Genomic DNA, 15,629 nt, shown 5'->3' with positions numbered 1-15,629 from the left:
AGTGGTCTGTGGTTCAGGGGGCTGACGGGTGACCGAAAGCCCCCACCCTGGATGCCTCTGGGCTCGACATGACAAGCACAATACTCAGCCGGACCGCTTCCGCGCACACCGGTTTCCCCCCGGCCACGAGCCACCCGAGCTTTCCTTCTGGCCACGAGCCACCCGAGCGCGTCACCGACGTCCCGGCCCGCGACGGCCCGTGACGGACACTGACGACCTACGCGTGACGTCGCCCTGGATGGCGACCCCTTTTTCTCCCAGACCGGAGCCGCCATTGAGGTTCCTCCAGGCCGGGGGCGCCATCTAGGGCGACGTCACGCGCTGGGATTCAGTAGTGCGGTGACCGCTTGCCTTCGCCGCGTCCGTGATTACCTTCGCTGTGTCTGTGTCTGTGTCTGTGTCCGTCCAGGCGCCGGTACTGCGAGCGGTGAAGCGGACTGGATCGGCGCCGATGAGCCTCTTTGTATCGGCCTGCCCGGACTACCTGAGGAAGTCGGGAAGGTCCTCTTCCTCATCGGAATCGGGGAAGAAGCAGACGCGCCTCATCACGCGTCCTTTGGTGCGCTCCCTCCATGGCCCGTACGGCTCGCCGTTCACTGTGGCAGGGCGGGACTTGGGGACGTCGGTTTCGCTCATCCCCCGAGTATGGGTTCTTACGTCGGCTCGGGTGAGCTCGCGCCGGGTCCCGCCGTATGATCGTCGTGTCGCCCGACTCCTGGCCAAAGGCGGTACGGCATGATGTCCCCCCGGCGCGCTCTCAGGTGGACGTACTGGAAGGCCGCGTGCCTCGGAACCGTGCTCTTCGCCGCAGGGAAGGCCGTCGAGGCGCTCATGGCGGGAGGACACCTCTTACCGGCCTTCCCGGAGGACGCCCTTCCGCTGTTGCTCCTGGTACTGCTCTGGGCTCTGGCCGCTTGGGAACTCTGGACCAAACGAGCCGGGCGGGCCAGACGAGCAGGGGAGAACGGAGAAGCCGGGCATCGGTGACGGAGGAATCGGCGTTCTCTTGAGGGAGGCGCTGACGACGACAGGATCGAAGCCACGGAAACCGGCGTCAACCGCCTCAGAGCTTCGGCCCCCGCCGTTCGTCGCGGAACGTCGTCACGGTTGCCCTTCCACCTTCGCCGAGGTGGAGATCCGCATCCACACCGCCACCCGGCCCTTCTCCACCTGGCGGACGCCCCAGCTCTCGGTGACCTCGTCGACCAGCCACAGCCCGCGCCCGCCCGTCTCCAACGCCGTCCCGCCCTCCTCGTGGCGGCGCACCACCGGAACGCCCGGCGGCACACGGGACGCGGACGGGCCGTCGTCGATCACCTCGACGCACACCAGGCACGGCCCCAGATGGGTGACCTCCACGGTCACCACACCACCCTCTCCGCCCGAGGCGGTGTGCACCACGGCGTTGGTGACGACCTCGCTCACCGCCAGCACCACGTCGTCGACATCGAGGTGTCCTGCGCCCCGGAGCAGATTCGCCACGTACCGCCGAGCCGCCGCCACCGAGCACTCCCGGCCCGGCAGGTCGACGACGCCCAGCGTCACAGCCATCACCGCGCCACCTGCCGGATACGGTGCGGGACCTCCGCGTCCAGCGCGGGCGCCTGCTGCTCCCGGCCACGTCCCCAGGAGAACACCCACCCCCGATCGCGTTTCGCCGCCGCGACCCGCAACGACCCGGCCGCCCGCCGTACCACCACGTACGGCTCCGCCCCGCGCGGAAGCTCCACTGAGACCTCCAACCCCAGCACCCGCAGATCCCAGGCCAGACGCACCAGATGAATGAACTGCTGCTCTTGATCGTCCCCTGTTTCTTGCGCACATGCGGCAGCCTTAGAGTTGCCCATGGATCGCACCTCCACCGTGCGGTCAAGGGATCCGCCCAGTACGCAACCACTGAGGCGGGTCCACCCCTGTATGACGCTCATTTGCCGTCTCGGCAGGTTTGCCGCTAAACGGACTTTTCTGTCCTAGTGGCTCGTTTGTTTGATGCCTGTCTCATCCGTCGCTGACGGTCGAGGTCATTCATCCGAATGGAAGCGAGAGCCAGGCCGTGCCTCTGGTGCACGTCGGAGAGGTGCACCGTACAGACGCGGACCGTAGTCGGCGTCTTACGGAGAGGGAGAGCGTTCATGGGGCGATCATCGCTGCGGGTGTCGGCCCTGCTTAATGCCTAGCGCTGACGGCACTGAGGTTATTCTTCTCGCGAATATCGATGTGGCAGTATCTCGGCGCCTAACCTAACGTCATGAGTCAGAACCAGGGTCGCCTTCCACTTCAGTTCTGGTCCTCGCCTACCATGGCGGCCGCTCTTGCGGAGTGTGACATCCCTACGGTCCTCGCCGAGGTGCAGCGGGCCAATGGGTGGACACAGGGCCAACTGGCCGAGGCGGTTGGCTACTCCCAGAGTTGGGTTTCCAAAGTGCTGCGGAATCATCAGCCACTGATGGTGGACCAGGTCCGGGAAATATCACTTCGAATCGGGATTCCTCTTCATCTACTCCGATTCGGTACCCGAGGGGATGACGATACAACGAAACGCAGAGACTTCGGTAAGGCGATAGCCCTCACGGCTCTTACCGCATTACCACTACCTAAACGCGCAGAGGTAGACGAAACCACCGCATCTACGTTGACCAGCATTACCGGTGCTCAACGGCGCTTGGAGGCAACGACACCCGCTCGCGAGTTGGCTCGGGGAGCTGTAACCCATGTGAATCTGACGAGCTGCATTCTCGGACGCGCCGCTCAGTCCCGGTTCGCCGGTGATATCCGTGCGGTAATGAGTGAGGCTGCGGGTTTCGCCGCATGGGTTCACGCCGATATGCACGACGCCGGTACCTCACGCACCTACTACCGTCTGGCTGTCGACAGTGCCCGTCAGGCCGAGCACTCCCTGCTGGCGGCTTACATGATCGGGAGTTTAGCCGCCTTCGAGATCGACGCCGATGATCCGGTACTGGCGCTGGAACTGCTTGCCCAAGCGCGAAGAGAACTGGGGGAGCGGCCACCGGCAACCGCGCGGGCGTGGTTGTTCAGCATCGAAGCGCTTGGCCGCGCGGCCGTCCGTGACGCTCCTGCAGCCCTGGTCGCCCTGCGGCAGGCCGAATCCGCGGTGACGGCGAGTGAGAGGGCGGCGGCACCACCGTGGCCCTGGGTCTTCCCATTCGATCACGCGAAGCTCGCGGGGTATCGCGCCCTGGTCATGGTACGGATCGGCCGCCCTGACGAGGCCGTGGCCGCGTTTGCCGAGTCGTTGTCGTCGGCCCAGCCCGCTGTCAAGCAGCGCGGGATGCTGATGACCGAGATCGCCACCGCCAAGGCTATGTCCGGGGACCACGACGAGGCTTTCCAGTTGGTGTCGGACGCCTTCACACTGGGGACCACCTACGGCTCGGAGCGGATCATTCAACGTGCCAGGCGATTCCGACGGACCTATGAGGGGCCGATGACCAACAGCGTTCGCGCTTTCGACGAACGTCTTCGAACGACTCTCGTAGAAAGAAGATCATGATCCGTATCGCGGTCTCTGGCCACCGAGGTCTTTCCAACGCGACCACCGCCCTGATCGACGACGCCATCCGCTCGCTGCTCGCCGAACACGCCCCTGCGATCACGGGTCTGTCATGTCTCGCGGACGGAGCCGACCAGGTTTTCGCCCGAGCCGTCATCGATCTGGGGGGATCGCTGGAGGTGGTGACTCCTGCCAGTCGATATCGGGAGGGCCTGCCTGCCGAGGCGCATCAGGAGTACGACTTGCTACTCGCCAGAGCCGAGCGGGTGCACACGATGGACTTCGTCGAGTCCACATCCGAGTCGCACATGGTCGCCAGCCGCTTCATGCTCGATCACGCCGACGAACTGCTCGCAGTCTGGGACGGCGAGCCTGCCAGGGGATACGGCGGGACGGCCGATGTCGTGGCCGAAGCCAGGAGACAGGGGTTGCTGGTCCGTGTGGTCTGGCCGGAAGGTGCCCGGCGCTGACAGCCGAGACCATTGTGGATGGCCGGATTTCCGTGTGCGGACCGTCTCGCGTGCCGGTATCCCGTAGGGACACGGCATCTTCTCGTGTTCCGCCTTCGCCGCTTCCGGATCGTTGCGGACCTGGTCGATCGTCGGGTGGGTGGGCATCGGCCGCATCACCGAAGCACCTGCCCCACGGGCGGGCTGGAAGTGGCTCACCAGGCGCAGCTCACCATTGGAAGCCGAACGGATTCGGCACGCGCTCGGACGGAGGGAGCTGGGCGTTGGCGCCTGTCGCGTACGCGGTCAGCGCCGTCGCCCTCCTTGTCGACGTCCGGCGGAACGGTTGCTTCCGCAATCGTGGCCGAGCGCGGGTTGCCTTGACGTCGGCGTCAAGGTTCTAGCGTGGCCACGACAACCGGGTGGCAGAGGTCGTCGACGGATGGCGGGACCACGATGCCTCCGCAGCACCGGCCGTGCCGACCGGCGACCGGTCGTGCATCGCGTCGGCCGGCCAGAGGAGTGACGATGAAGTTTGGAATCAGCTACAGCACGCCGTACCACGGCATCGATCCCGACGGGCTCGTGGCCTATGCCCAGCACGCCGAGGAATGCGGCTTCGAGTCGCTGTACGTGCCCGAGCACATCGCGCTGTATCCCGGTGCGATGGTCGGCCGTTTCGAGCTCCCGCCGGCGCTGCCGTACTTCGATCCGCTTGATTGCCTGAGCTTCGTCGCCGCGGCCACACGACGAATCCTCCTCGGGACGGGCGTACTGCTGCTGCCGTACCACCATCCGGTGATCCTCGCCAAGCGCCTGGCGACCGTCGACGTGCTGTCCAAGGGGCGAATGCGGTTGCTGACCGTGGGGCTCGGTTCCCTGCCCGGTGAGGCCCGGGCGCTGGGAGTCGACTTCGGCACCCGTGGCCGTCGTGCCGATGAGGCGATCGACGTGATGCGGCTGCTCTGGGCCGGTGGCGAAGACGGCGTCGGCTTCGACGGGGAGTTCTTCACCTTCGACGGCCTGTCCCAGTTTCCAAAACCACACGGGGTCACCCACCTGCCGATCCACGTCGGTGGGTCGAGCCGGGCGGCCGCGCGCCGCGCCGGACGACGCGGCGACGGCTACTTTCCCGGTGGCGCGCTCGATCCGGACGAACGCGCCATCCAGCTGGACATCGCCCGGTCGGCCGCCGTCGAAGCCGGTCGCGACCCGGAGACGCTGGAGTACACGCGATCGGGGCCGATCGACATGACCGTCGACCAGGTCGAGGCGTTCGCCGCGCAAGGTGTGACCCGCATCGTCGTGAGCGCCACCGCCACCGAACCCGAGCGGCAACGCGAGGAGATGTCCGCGTTCGCCCAGCGGTTCGCCCTCCTCGAACGCCTCTCCGGCTAGCCGGCTCTTCGGCGACGGCAGCCGGCGCCGTGACTTTACCTACGTCACCGACGTCGTCGAGGCGACCATCGCCGCCGCGACAGCCTCCATCGGCAACAGCGTGATCAATGTCGGTGGGGGCACCGGTATCTGCTTGAACGAGGTCATCGACCTCGCCCGCCGACTCATCGGGCAGCCGGTTCTGGTCGAGGCGGCTAACACCCGCAACGGCGACGTTCCCGCCACACACGCTGATCTTCGCACCGCCCAGCGCCTGCTGGACCGGCAGCCTTACGTCGACCTGGACACCGGGATGGCCGCGCAACTGGACTGGCTCAGTTCCCGGCAGCACGCCGCTGTCTGAGAAAACGCCGATCTTCCATGCCGCCGGGGGATTGCCTTGACCGCCCGAGTGGCCAGACGGTGCCGCGCTACCAGGGTGCCGTCCCTACGGTTTTCGCAGGCCTTGGCTACCAGCGAGGTGGGCAACAGCCGCACCACCGAAGCAGTCGCCCCACGGGTGGGGTGGAAGTGGCCCACCCGGCGCAGCTTACCGGCGGAGGGTGGAGGGTCTCCGCCTCTGGGGCGGCCGGACCGCCGGAGCCCCGGACCGCCGGGCCCCCGGAACGACGCCCCGGGCCTCTGGAAGAGGGGCCGGGGCGTGTGCCGCCGGTACGGGAGGGTTCCGGCGGTCCGGCCGGGTACCGTCCGTTATCCGAACTGGCCGGGCTGGTAGTCGCCGGCGGGCTGCTGGACGATGACGTTCAAGCGGTTGAAGGCGTTGATCAGGGCGATGAGGGACACCAGGGCGGCGAGCTGGTCCTCGTCGTAGTGCTTGGCGGCGTTCGCCCAGACCTCGTCCGTGACGCCACCGGCCGCGTCGGCGATGCGGGTGCCCTGCTCCGTCAGCTCCAGGGCGGCGCGCTCGGCGTCGGTGAACACCTTGGCCTCCCGCCAGGTCGCGATCAGGTTGAGGCGTACCGGAGTCTCCCCGGCGTGCGTGGCGTCCTTGGTGTGCATGTCGGTGCAGAAACCGCAGCCGTTGATCTGACTGGCGCGGATCTCCACCAAATGCTGCGTCGCGGCCGGCAGCGTCGAGCCCGAGACCGCCTTGCTCGCCGAGATGACGTGCTTCAGGAACTTGGCGGCGACCGGGTTGCCCTGAAGGTTCAGACGAGCGTCCATGGTGCACTCCTTGTCGTTGTCGCTGGGTACACCTCTCGGACGGGACAGCTCGGCGGGATGTGACAGGAAAGAATGTGACGTGCGTCTCCCCTGTCGCGCCGCGGCGAGGGAGACACCCACGACGACGGCGGCTCAGCGGCGGCGGAGGGCGGGGTCGGTCAGGGCGGCGGGGACGTGGCCGACGTCGTCGGGGCTGACGTTCGCGCCGGGCGGGACCAGGGCGTCGATCGCGTCCAGGACGTCCGCCGGCAGCCGTACGGCGTCCGCCCCCAGCTGTCCCTTCAGCTGCTCCAGCGTGCGCGGGCCGATCACGGCGGCGGTGACGGCGCGGTGGGAGAGCACGAAGCCCAGCGCCAGGTGGATCAGGGACAGGCCCGCCTCCCCGGCCAGCGCCTCCAGCTTCTCGACCAGGTCGAGCTTGCGGGCCCTGACGTCCTCGGCCCGGAAGTCGAAGTGGTCGGCGTTGCGGGTCGCGCGGGAGTCGGCAGGCGGCACGGTGTCACGGCGGTACTTGCCGGTCAGCCAGCCGCCGTTCAGCGGGCTCCACACCAGCACGCCCAGGTCGTACCGCTCGGCCACCGGCAGCACCGCGGCCTCGGCGTGCCGGGCCAGGATCGAGTAGGACAGCTGCTCGGTAGCGAACCGCTCCCGGTGGCGGCGTTCGGCGACCCACTGGGCCTCGACGACCTCCTCGGCGGGGAAGGAGGAGGTGCCGATCGCCCGCACCTTGCCCTGCCGTACGAGGTCGGACAGGGCGCCGAGGGTCTCGTCGATGTCGGTGAGCGGGTCGGGCCGGTGGACCTGGTACAGGTCGATGTGGTCGGTGCCCAGGCGGCGCAGGCTGTCCTCGACGGCTCGCATGATCCAGCGCCGGGAGTTGCCCCGGCGGCCGGGTGAGTCGTCCATCGGGTTGCCGAACTTCGTGGCGAGCACGACCTCGTCCCTGCGGCCCCTGATGGCCCGGCCGACGATCTCCTCGCTCTCGCCGAACGCGTAGACGTCGGCGGTGTCGATCATGTTGATGCCCGCGTCGAGCGCGGTGGCGATGATGCGCTCGCATTCGCCGGGGTCGGTGTTTCCCCAGGCCCCGAGCATCATCGTGCCGAGGCAGAGCGGGCTGACCTGGATGCCGGTACGGCCGAGCGTGCGATGGTTCACGACACCGACCATCCCATGCCGTCCGGCGGGCACCGATGTTGCCCGGGGGCAGCGCGGACCCCGGTTCTTTGTGCGGCGGGCACATGGAGGCGCCCGGTGGGCGGGACGTAGCGTCCGGACATCGGCGTCACCCCCCTTGAGCAGGACAGGAGGCAGCTCGTGCTCGTAGATCGATCCGCTGAGCAGGCCTTGCACGAACGGGTCGCGCGGCGACAGGGCGAGTGGGCGGACGAGTCACGCGGACTCGTGAACCCTCCGCTGCCCAGCGACATGTTGCAACCGTGGGAGGTCTGGGACAGGGATCTCTTCGACCTGGAGATGATCCGCGTCTTCGGCCGGTCATGGGTCTGGCTCGGCGACGTCGAGGACCTGGAGAAGCCGGGCGACTACATCACCGGCCAGATCGGCGTCCAGCCCGTCGTCGTGATCAAGCAGGAGGACGGCTCGGTCAAGGGCTTCCTCAACAACTGCAGGCACCGCGCGGCCGGTCTCGCCTTCCGCCCCGCGGGTCACTGCAAGGCCCTGGCCTGCCCCTACCACGCCTGGACGTACGGGCTCGACGGCAAGCTGCTGAGCATTCCCGACATGGACCGCATGTACGGCCCCGACTTCCCCAAGGAGGACTACGGCCTGGTCCCCATCAGGGTCAAGGTCGCCTTCGGTAAACTGGTCTTCGGCTGCCTGTCGCACAAGGCGCCGTCCTTCGACGAGTGGATCGCGCCCCTGCTGCCGCGCTACGAGCGGTACCGGATCGACACCTTCAAGCGCTACCACCGGGAGCTGGACGAGACCTTCCCGATCAACTGGAAGGCCTTCGTCGAGAACTCCAACGACGACTACCACGTGCGTTTCGTGCACCGGCGGCTGAACAAGGTGCGCAAGCAGATGGACACCATCGTCCGGTTCGAGGGACGCACCACCAGTGGCTACAAGCCGCACTCCGAGAACTTCGACATGTCGGCGGGCCGTACCGACCTCGACGCCCAGGACCTGCGCGGCAGCTACGCGGAGTTCATCTACCCGAACCTCACTCCGCTGCCCTACGCCTCCCAGCTCATCATGGTGAGAGTGGATCCGATCGCACCGGACCGCTCACGGTTGTTCTCCCGGATCTACGGGCTCAGTGAGGACCTCGACCTGCAGAACCGGGAGCTGGACGGTCTCGAGCAGACCAACAAGGAAGACACCGACATGGTGACGCAGCTCATGGAGAACCTGCGCTCTCCCTTCTACCGGGTGGGTCCGCCCAGCCTCTGGGAGGGAAGGGCACAGCACATGATGCGGGCCATCCGCCGGGACGTGGCCACGCCGCTGGACCCGGACGAGTTCGACGGGCCAGTGGACAAGGACTAGAAGGAGAAGGACGTGCTGGAGAAGAAGCTCACCGAGGCGCGCTGGACGCACGTCGCGCTGCCCAGCTGCGACCTGGACAAGGCGATCGAGTTCTACACCACCATGACCCCGCTGGTGGTCGTCTCCCGCCACGAGGACAAGGACGGGCGCAACGCCTGGCTGTCCAACGACAAGCAGGTGGAGACCCCGTTCGTGCTGGTGCTGGTGGAGTTCACCAAGGACAAGGGGAAGCAGCAGCCGCAGCTGTCGCCGTTCGCGCACCTCGGCATGGAGGTGCCCAACCGCGAGGACGTGGACCGGATCGCCGCCGAGGCGCGGGAGATGGGCTGCCTGCACTGGGAGCCCATGGAGCTGCCCGCGCCGGTCGGATACATCTGCGCGCTGAAGGACCCCGACGGCAACGTCGTGGAGATCTCGCACAACCAGCAGGTCTTCGAGGAGGTCCGCACCCTGTGGGGGAGCTGACCCGTCTGGCGGTCGAGCGCTACCTCGGGGCGCTCAACCGCCACGACCCCGACGAGATCGCCGCCTGCGTCACCCCGGCCTTCCACAACGAGCACACCTCGGCGGCCGGGGTGGACCTGCACGGCCGGGACGCCTACCGGGAACGACTGAAGGGGTTCCTGGCGGAGTTCGCCGGTCTGCGCTACGAGATCGAGGACCTGATCGTGGAGGGGGCCAGGGCGGCGGTGCCGTACCGGATGACCTTCACCTACCGGGGACGGCCCGTCGCGATCCGCGGGATGTTCCGCTTCGAGGTCGCCGACGGTCTCGTCGCCCACCGGGTCGACTACTGGGACGGCGAGGAGTTCGCCCGCCAGGTCTCCGGCTGAGGACCCGGCCAGAGAAAGCAGCACCCACAGACCTGCCAGGAAAGGAAGACAGCCTTGCTGAACACCTCCGCCATCGGGGCGGGCAAGCTCCGTCGCATGCGTCGAATGTTCGGCGCGGACGGCCGCGCCGTCTTCGTCGCCATCGACCACGCCGCCTACATGGGCGAGGGGCCGCCGCTGGGCGAGCCGATGCACGAGATCGCGGCGGGAGGCCCCGACGCGGTGCTGGCCACCTGGCACCTGGCCCGCGCCTACGCCGACGCCTTCGCCGGCGCCGGGCTGGTGCTGCGGGTCGACGGCGGCTCGTCGGAGCTCGGCGAGCGCGCGGTCACCGACCTCAACCAGATCCTGCACCGCACCGAGGAGGCCCTGAAGATCGGCGCGGACTGCCTGGTCGTGCTGGCCTTCCCCGGCGCCCCCGACGAGGACCTGTCGCTGACCCGGCTGGCCCGCCTGTGCTCCGAGGCCGAGATGCTCGGCCTGCCGGTCATGGCGGAGATGATCCCCGGCGGCTGGGGGCAGGCCGTGCCGTGGACGACCGAGAACGTGGCCAGGGCCGCGCGCATCGGCGCCGAACTGGGCGCCGACATCATCAAGACCGTCTGCCCCGGCCCGCCGGAGGAGTTCGCCGCCGTGGTGGAGACGTGCCCCGTCCCGGTGGTCGCGCTCGGCGGCCCGAAGATGAAGACCGAGGACGACGTGGTCGAGGTCGCGCGCGGCGTCGTCGAGGCGGGCGGGGCGGGCGTCGCGTTCGGCCGCAACGTCTGGGGTTCGGACAAGCCCCGCCTGCTCGTCGAGCGGCTGCGCGAGGCCGTGCACGGCGGGCCCGCGTGAGCAGCGTTCCGCTCCGGGGCACCACCGGCCCGGCCGGCGGGGGCGCCGGGGCGCCGCGAGGCGCGGGCGGTGCGGCCACCGGAGCGCCGGGAGCGGCGGGCGGCGGGCGATGAAGCAGGTAAAGCAGCTCGACCGGGTGATCGTCAGGTTCGCCGGCGACTCCGGCGACGGGATGCAGCTCACCGGCGACCGGTTCACCTCCGAGACCGGCCGCCTCGGCAACGACCTGGCGACCTTCCCGAACTTCCCGGCGGAGATCCGCGCCCCCGCCGGGACCCTGCCCGGGGTCTCCAGTTTCCAGCTCCACTTCGCCGACCACGACATCCTCACCCCCGGTGACGCGCCCGACGTGCTCGTGGCGATGAACCCGGCCGCGCTCAGGGCCAACCTCGCGGAGCTGCCGCGCGGCGGGCGGATCATCGTGGACACCTCCGAGTTCACCAAGCGCAACCTCGCCAAGGCGGGGTACGGCGCCAGCCCCCTCACGGACGGCTCGCTGGACGGCTTCGCGGTGCACGCCCTGGACATGACCTCGCTCACCCTGGCGGCGGTCGAGGAGTTCGGGCTGACACGCAAGGACGCGGTCCGCGCCAGGAACATGTTCGCCCTCGGCCTGCTGTCGTGGCTGTTCGGCCGCCAGGTCAGCACGACCGTCGACTTCCTGAACCGCAGGTTCGCCGGTCGCCCCGACGTCAGGGACGCCAACGTCGCCGCCTTCAGGGCGGGCTGGAACTTCGGCGAGACGACCGAGGACTTCGCGGTCTCCTACGAGGTCAAGCCCGCCAGACTGGCGCCGGGCCGCTACCGGACGATCTCCGGCAACACCGCCCTGGCGCTCGGCCTGGTCGCGGCCTCCCGGCAGGCCGGGCTGCCGCTCTTCCTGGGCGCCTACCCCATCACCCCGGCCTCCGACGTCCTGCACGAGCTGTCCAAGCACAAGAACTTCGGCGTGCGGACCTTCCAGGCGGAGGACGAGATCGCCGGGGTCGGCGCCGCGCTCGGCGCCTCCTACGGCGGAGCGCTCGGCGTCACCGTGACCTCGGGACCCGGCGTGGCGCTGAAGGCCGAGACGATCGGCCTGGCCGTGGCGGTCGAGCTGCCGCTCGTCGTGGTGGACGTGCAGCGGGCCGGCCCCTCGACGGGCATGCCGACCAAGACCGAGCAGGCCGACCTGCTGATGGCCCTGTTCGGCCGCAACGGCGAGTCACCGGTCCCGGTGGTCGCGGCCGCCTCGCCCGGCGACTGCTTCGGCGCGGCCATCGAGGCGGCGCGGATCGCGCTGAAGTACCGCACGCCGGTCGTGCTGCTGTCGGACGGCTACCTGGCCAACGGCTCCGAGCCGTGGCGCATCCCCGACGTCGCCGGCCTGCCCGACATCTCGGTGGAGTTCGCGGCCGGCCCCGCCGGACCCGACGGCTTCCTGCCCTTCTCCCGTGACGAGGAGACCCTGGCCAGACCCTGGGCGATCCCCGGGACCCCCGGCCTGGAACACCGGATCGGCGGCATCGAGAAGGCCCACGGCACCGGGGAGATCTCCTACGACCCCGGCAACCACGACCGGATGGTACGGCTGCGCCAGTCCAAGATCGACCGCATCGACGTCCCCGCCCTCGACGCGGACGACCCCGGAGGGGAGGCCCGGGTGCTCGTGCTCGGGTGGGGGTCGACCCAGGGGCCGGTGGCGGCGGCCGTACGGCGGGTCAGGAAGGCCGGGGGCCGGGTCGCCCATGCCCACCTGCGCCACCTGAACCCGCTGCCCGCCAACACCGGCGACGTGCTGCGCTCCTACGACAAGGTGCTGATCCCCGAACTCAACCTCGGCCAGCTCGCGATGCTGGTGCGCGCCCGCTACCTGGTGGACGCGATCTCCTACACCCAGGTCCGCGGCCTGCCGTTCAAGGCGGCCGAGCTGGCCGGCGTGATCCAGGACGTGATCGACAGTGAGTGAGATCCAGAACGGCCGGGGCCTGTCCCTGGTGCCGAAGTCCGACGTCAAGCTGAGCATGAAGGACTTCAAGTCCGACCAGGAGGTCCGCTGGTGCCCCGGCTGCGGGGACTACGCGATCCTCGCCGCGGTGCAGTCCTTCCTGCCCGAGCTGGGCGTCCCCCGAGAGCGGATCGTGTTCGTCTCCGGGATCGGCTGCTCCTCCCGCTTCCCCTACTACCTCGACACCTACGGCTTCCACTCGATCCACGGCCGCGCCCCGGCGATCGCCACCGGCCTGGCCACCTCCCGCCCCGACCTGTCGGTATGGGTGATCACCGGTGACGGCGACGGGCTCTCGATCGGCGGCAACCACCTGATCCACGCGCTGCGCCGCAACGTCAACCTGAACATCCTGCTGTTCAACAACCGCATCTACGGCCTGACCAAGGGCCAGTACTCCCCGACCTCCGAGGCCGGGAAGATCACGAAATCGTCGCCGATGGGATCCATCGACCGGCCGTTCAACCCCATCTCGCTGGCCCTGGGCGCCGAGGCCACCTTCGTGGCCAGGACCATCGACTCCGACCGCAAACACCTGCAGGGCGTGCTCCGCAGGGCCGCGGCCCACCGGGGCGCCTCGTTCGTGGAGATCTACCAGAACTGCCCGATCTTCAACGACGGAGCCTTCTCCCGGGACGACCTGTTCCACGAGATCGAGACCACCGACGACCTCGGCGAGGCCTTCGTCGCCTCCCGGGTCTCGGACCCCACCCCGATCGGCGTCTTCCGCGACGTCGACCGGCCCTCCTACGACGAGCTCATGGCCGCCCAGCTCGGCCAGGCCGTACAGACCCAGGGCGAGGGCGACCTCGCCACCCTGCTCAACGGTCCCGACACGTGGACCATCACCGAGGGGAACGCAGCGAGTGACTGACTGGCGCCTCGCCGTCGACATCGGCGGCACCTTCACCGACATCGTCCTGCTGGACGCCGATTCGGGCCGAGTGGTCGTGGAGAAGACGCTCACCACGCCCTCGGCGCCGCTGGGCGGCGTGCGAGACGGCGTGACCTCGGCACTGGCCAAGGCCGGGATCGAGCCGCGCGACATCACCCGGCCCATCGTGCACGCGACGACGCTGATCACCAACGCCCTCATCGAGGGCAAGACAGGCCGCGCCGCGCTCGTCACCACCCGGGGCTTCGGCGACACGCTGGAGATCCGCACCGAGCACCGCTACGACATGTACGACCTGCAGATCGAGTTCCCCGCCCCGCCCATCCCCAGGGAACTGGTCTTCGAGATCGACGAGCGTGTGACGGCGACCGGCGAGGTACGGCTCGCCCCCGCCGAGACCGCCCTCGACGAGCTGGCCGAGAGCATGCGGGGCGTCGAGGCCGTCGCGGTCTGCCTGCTCAACTCCTACGCCAACGCCGACAACGAGCGGGTGGTCGCCGAGGGCCTGGCCAAGCGGCTCGGCGTGCCGGTCTGCGCCTCCTACGAGGTCACCCCGCAGATCCGCGAGTACCCCCGCATGATCACCACGGCCTGCAACGCGGCCACCATGCCGGTGATCGGCCCCTACCTCGAGGAACTGGAGCGCTGGCTGCGCGACAGCGGCTTCGGCGCCTCGGTGCTGATGATGCTCTCCAACGGCGGGGTCGTCTCCGCCGCCGACGCGCGCAAGGTGCCGATCCGGCTGGTCGAGTCGGGCCCGGCGGCGGGCGCGCTGGCCGGGGTCTGGTACTCCCGCAGGCTCGGCGAGGACCGGTTGTTCTGCTTCGACCTCGGCGGCACCACGGCCAAGTCCTGTCTGATCGAGGACCACCGGCCCGAGCTGACCAACGAGTTCGAGGTCGCCCGGGTCTACCGGTTCAAGAAGGGCTCCGGCTACCCGTGCTCGGTGCCCTCGGTCGACCTGGTGGAGATCGGCGCCGGCGGCGGCAGCCTGGCCCGCATCGACGACCTCGGCCTGCTCAAGGTCGGCCCCGACTCCGCCGGAGCCGACCCCGGACCGGTGAGCTACGGCAGGGGCGGCACGATCCCCGCGACCACCGACGCCGACCTCGTCATGGGCCTGCTCGACCCGGACTACTTCCTCGGCGGCGAGATGCCGCTCGACCTGGAGGCGGCCAGGACCGCCTTCGGCCCGCTGGCCGAGGCCCTGGAGGCGGGTGCCGAGGAGGCCGCGGTCGGCGTCTACGAGGTCATCAACCAGAACATGGCCGCCGCCGCGCGCATGCACGCCGTCGAACGCGGCATCGACCTGCGCGGCGTCTCGCTCATCGCCTTCGGCGGCGCGGGCCCGGTGCACGCCTGCGGGGTCGCCACGCTCCTGGAGGCCCCCCGGGTGATCTTCCCGGTCAACGCGAGCGTGCTGTCCGCCTTCGGCACCCTGGTCAGCCCGGTCCGCATCGACCTGGCCCGCAGCATGCTCCGCGTGCTCGGCGACGGCGTCGAGACCGACCGCGACGCGCTGCTGGACGAGATGCGCGAGGAGGGCCGCCGGGTCCTCACCGCCGCAGGGGCCGACGTGGCGAACGTCCAGTTCCGCTACGGCCTGGACGCCCGCTACGCCGGGCAGGGCAACGAGATCACCGTCTGGGTCGGCGAGGGAGAGACCTGGCCGGGGTCCGTCGCCGACGCGGCCGAGGCCTTCCACCAGGCCTACGAGCGGGTGTACGGCCTGCGCATCCCCGACGTGGACGTGGAGGTCGTGACCTGGCGGGTGGCCGCCTGGTCGGACGCCCCGCCCTTCGAGGTGCCCGCCCTGCCGAAGGGGACCGGTGCCCCCGTCCCCAAGGGCACCCGCCGGGCCCGCTTCCGCCGCGGCGAGGCGCCCGTCGACGTCCCCGTCTACCGCCGTGCCTCCCTCGGCGCCGGAGACCGCTTCAGCGGCCCCGCGCTGATCGAGGAGCGCGAGACCACCTCCGTCGTGCCGGACGGCTGGGCCTGCGAGGTCTCCGCCGACGGCTCCGTCATCGCAACCAGGGAGGCCTGA

General features: G+C 69.4%; 15 protein-coding genes and 2 pseudogenes. 13 read left to right on the top strand and 4 right to left on the bottom strand.

The annotated features are described in order from the left end of the window. Nucleotides 1–1,101: 1,101 nt before the first annotated feature. Together AB0N02_RS36700 and AB0N02_RS36695 are read right to left on the bottom strand one after the other, a co-directional pair. Nucleotides 1,102–1,551 carry an ATP-binding protein gene (locus tag AB0N02_RS36700; protein ID WP_363956409.1) on the bottom strand — a complete coding sequence of 150 codons (450 nt, stop codon included), beginning with the start codon at nucleotides 1,549–1,551 and terminating at the stop codon, nucleotides 1,102–1,104. Next, a complete protein-coding gene (locus tag AB0N02_RS36695) occupies nucleotides 1,551–1,775 on the bottom strand; it encodes a hypothetical protein (protein WP_363956406.1) in 225 nt (74 codons plus the stop codon). Before AB0N02_RS36695 ends, AB0N02_RS36700 begins: the two co-directional genes overlap by 1 nt. A gap of 473 nt (nucleotides 1,776–2,248) precedes the next feature. Here AB0N02_RS36695 and AB0N02_RS36690 point away from each other — a divergent pair. The 6 genes and pseudogenes from AB0N02_RS36690 to AB0N02_RS36665 all read left to right on the top strand — a co-directional run. After that, nucleotides 2,249–2,425 (top strand): annotated as a pseudogene (locus tag AB0N02_RS36690) (helix-turn-helix transcriptional regulator); the annotation flags it as partial. Between the two features lie 288 nt (nucleotides 2,426–2,713). Continuing rightward, the gene (locus tag AB0N02_RS36685) at nucleotides 2,714–3,514 is read left to right on the top strand and encodes a hypothetical protein (RefSeq protein ID WP_363956518.1); all 801 of its coding nucleotides are present in this window, start codon (nucleotides 2,714–2,716) and stop codon (nucleotides 3,512–3,514) included. Beyond that, complete coding sequence (locus tag AB0N02_RS36680) at nucleotides 3,511–3,984, top strand: hypothetical protein (protein ID WP_363956403.1); 474 nt, start codon at nucleotides 3,511–3,513, stop codon at nucleotides 3,982–3,984. The genes AB0N02_RS36685 and AB0N02_RS36680 overlap by 4 nt, the downstream gene beginning before the upstream one ends. A 507-nt stretch (nucleotides 3,985–4,491) precedes the next feature. After that, entirely contained in the window at nucleotides 4,492–5,361 is an 870-nt protein-coding gene (locus tag AB0N02_RS36675; RefSeq protein WP_363956400.1) for a TIGR03619 family F420-dependent LLM class oxidoreductase, read from the top strand. A gap of 13 nt (nucleotides 5,362–5,374) precedes the next feature. Further along, a pseudogene (locus AB0N02_RS36670) lies at nucleotides 5,375–5,464 on the top strand (NAD-dependent epimerase/dehydratase family protein); the annotation flags it as partial. A 30-nt stretch (nucleotides 5,465–5,494) separates the two neighbouring features. Then, on the top strand, nucleotides 5,495–5,704 hold the full coding sequence (locus AB0N02_RS36665; protein WP_363956397.1) for a hypothetical protein: 210 nt from the start codon (nucleotides 5,495–5,497) through the stop codon (nucleotides 5,702–5,704). 347 nt (nucleotides 5,705–6,051) lie between these two features. Here AB0N02_RS36665 and AB0N02_RS36660 read toward each other — a convergent pair whose 3' ends face one another. Continuing rightward, on the bottom strand, nucleotides 6,052–6,525 hold the full coding sequence (locus AB0N02_RS36660) for a carboxymuconolactone decarboxylase family protein (protein ID WP_363956394.1): 474 nt from the start codon (nucleotides 6,523–6,525) through the stop codon (nucleotides 6,052–6,054). 132 nt (nucleotides 6,526–6,657) lie between these two features. Further along, entirely contained in the window at nucleotides 6,658–7,683 is a 1,026-nt protein-coding gene (locus AB0N02_RS36655; RefSeq protein ID WP_363956391.1) for an aldo/keto reductase, read from the bottom strand. Nucleotides 7,684–7,842: 159 nt separating this feature from the next. Here AB0N02_RS36655 and AB0N02_RS36650 point away from each other — a divergent pair, with 159 nt between their 5' ends. The 7 genes from AB0N02_RS36650 to AB0N02_RS36620 all read left to right on the top strand — a co-directional run bounded on the left by AB0N02_RS36650 (nucleotide 7,843) and on the right by AB0N02_RS36620 (nucleotide 15,629). After that, nucleotides 7,843–9,036 (top strand): aromatic ring-hydroxylating dioxygenase subunit alpha, encoded by a 1,194-nt coding sequence (locus AB0N02_RS36650; RefSeq protein ID WP_363956388.1) that lies wholly within the window; start codon nucleotides 7,843–7,845, stop codon nucleotides 9,034–9,036. Between the two features lie 12 nt (nucleotides 9,037–9,048). Continuing rightward, nucleotides 9,049–9,501, top strand: coding sequence for a VOC family protein (locus AB0N02_RS36645; protein WP_363956385.1), 453 nt, complete (start codon nucleotides 9,049–9,051; stop codon nucleotides 9,499–9,501). After that, entirely contained in the window at nucleotides 9,489–9,869 is a 381-nt protein-coding gene (locus AB0N02_RS36640) for a nuclear transport factor 2 family protein (protein ID WP_363956382.1), read from the top strand. Before AB0N02_RS36645 ends, AB0N02_RS36640 begins: the two co-directional genes overlap by 13 nt. Nucleotides 9,870–9,923: 54 nt before the next feature. Continuing rightward, complete coding sequence (locus AB0N02_RS36635; protein WP_363956379.1) at nucleotides 9,924–10,703, top strand: hypothetical protein; 780 nt, start codon at nucleotides 9,924–9,926, stop codon at nucleotides 10,701–10,703. 109 nt (nucleotides 10,704–10,812) lie between these two features. Then, entirely contained in the window at nucleotides 10,813–12,651 is a 1,839-nt protein-coding gene (locus AB0N02_RS36630) for a 2-oxoacid:acceptor oxidoreductase subunit alpha (RefSeq protein WP_363956376.1), read from the top strand. Continuing rightward, complete coding sequence (locus AB0N02_RS36625) at nucleotides 12,644–13,564, top strand: 2-oxoacid:ferredoxin oxidoreductase subunit beta (RefSeq protein ID WP_363956373.1); 921 nt, start codon at nucleotides 12,644–12,646, stop codon at nucleotides 13,562–13,564. Before AB0N02_RS36630 ends, AB0N02_RS36625 begins: the two co-directional genes overlap by 8 nt. Then, on the top strand, nucleotides 13,557–15,629 hold the full coding sequence (locus tag AB0N02_RS36620) for a hydantoinase/oxoprolinase family protein (protein ID WP_363956370.1): 2,073 nt from the start codon (nucleotides 13,557–13,559) through the stop codon (nucleotides 15,627–15,629). The genes AB0N02_RS36625 and AB0N02_RS36620 overlap by 8 nt, the downstream gene beginning before the upstream one ends.

The organism is Streptosporangium sp. NPDC051022 (assembly GCF_040683035.1).
In the GTDB taxonomy this organism is placed as follows: Bacteria; Actinomycetota; Actinomycetes; order Streptosporangiales; family Streptosporangiaceae; genus Streptosporangium.
The sequence above is the reverse complement of the archived record's forward strand: the minus strand, read 5'-3'. Positions and strand labels throughout refer to the sequence as shown.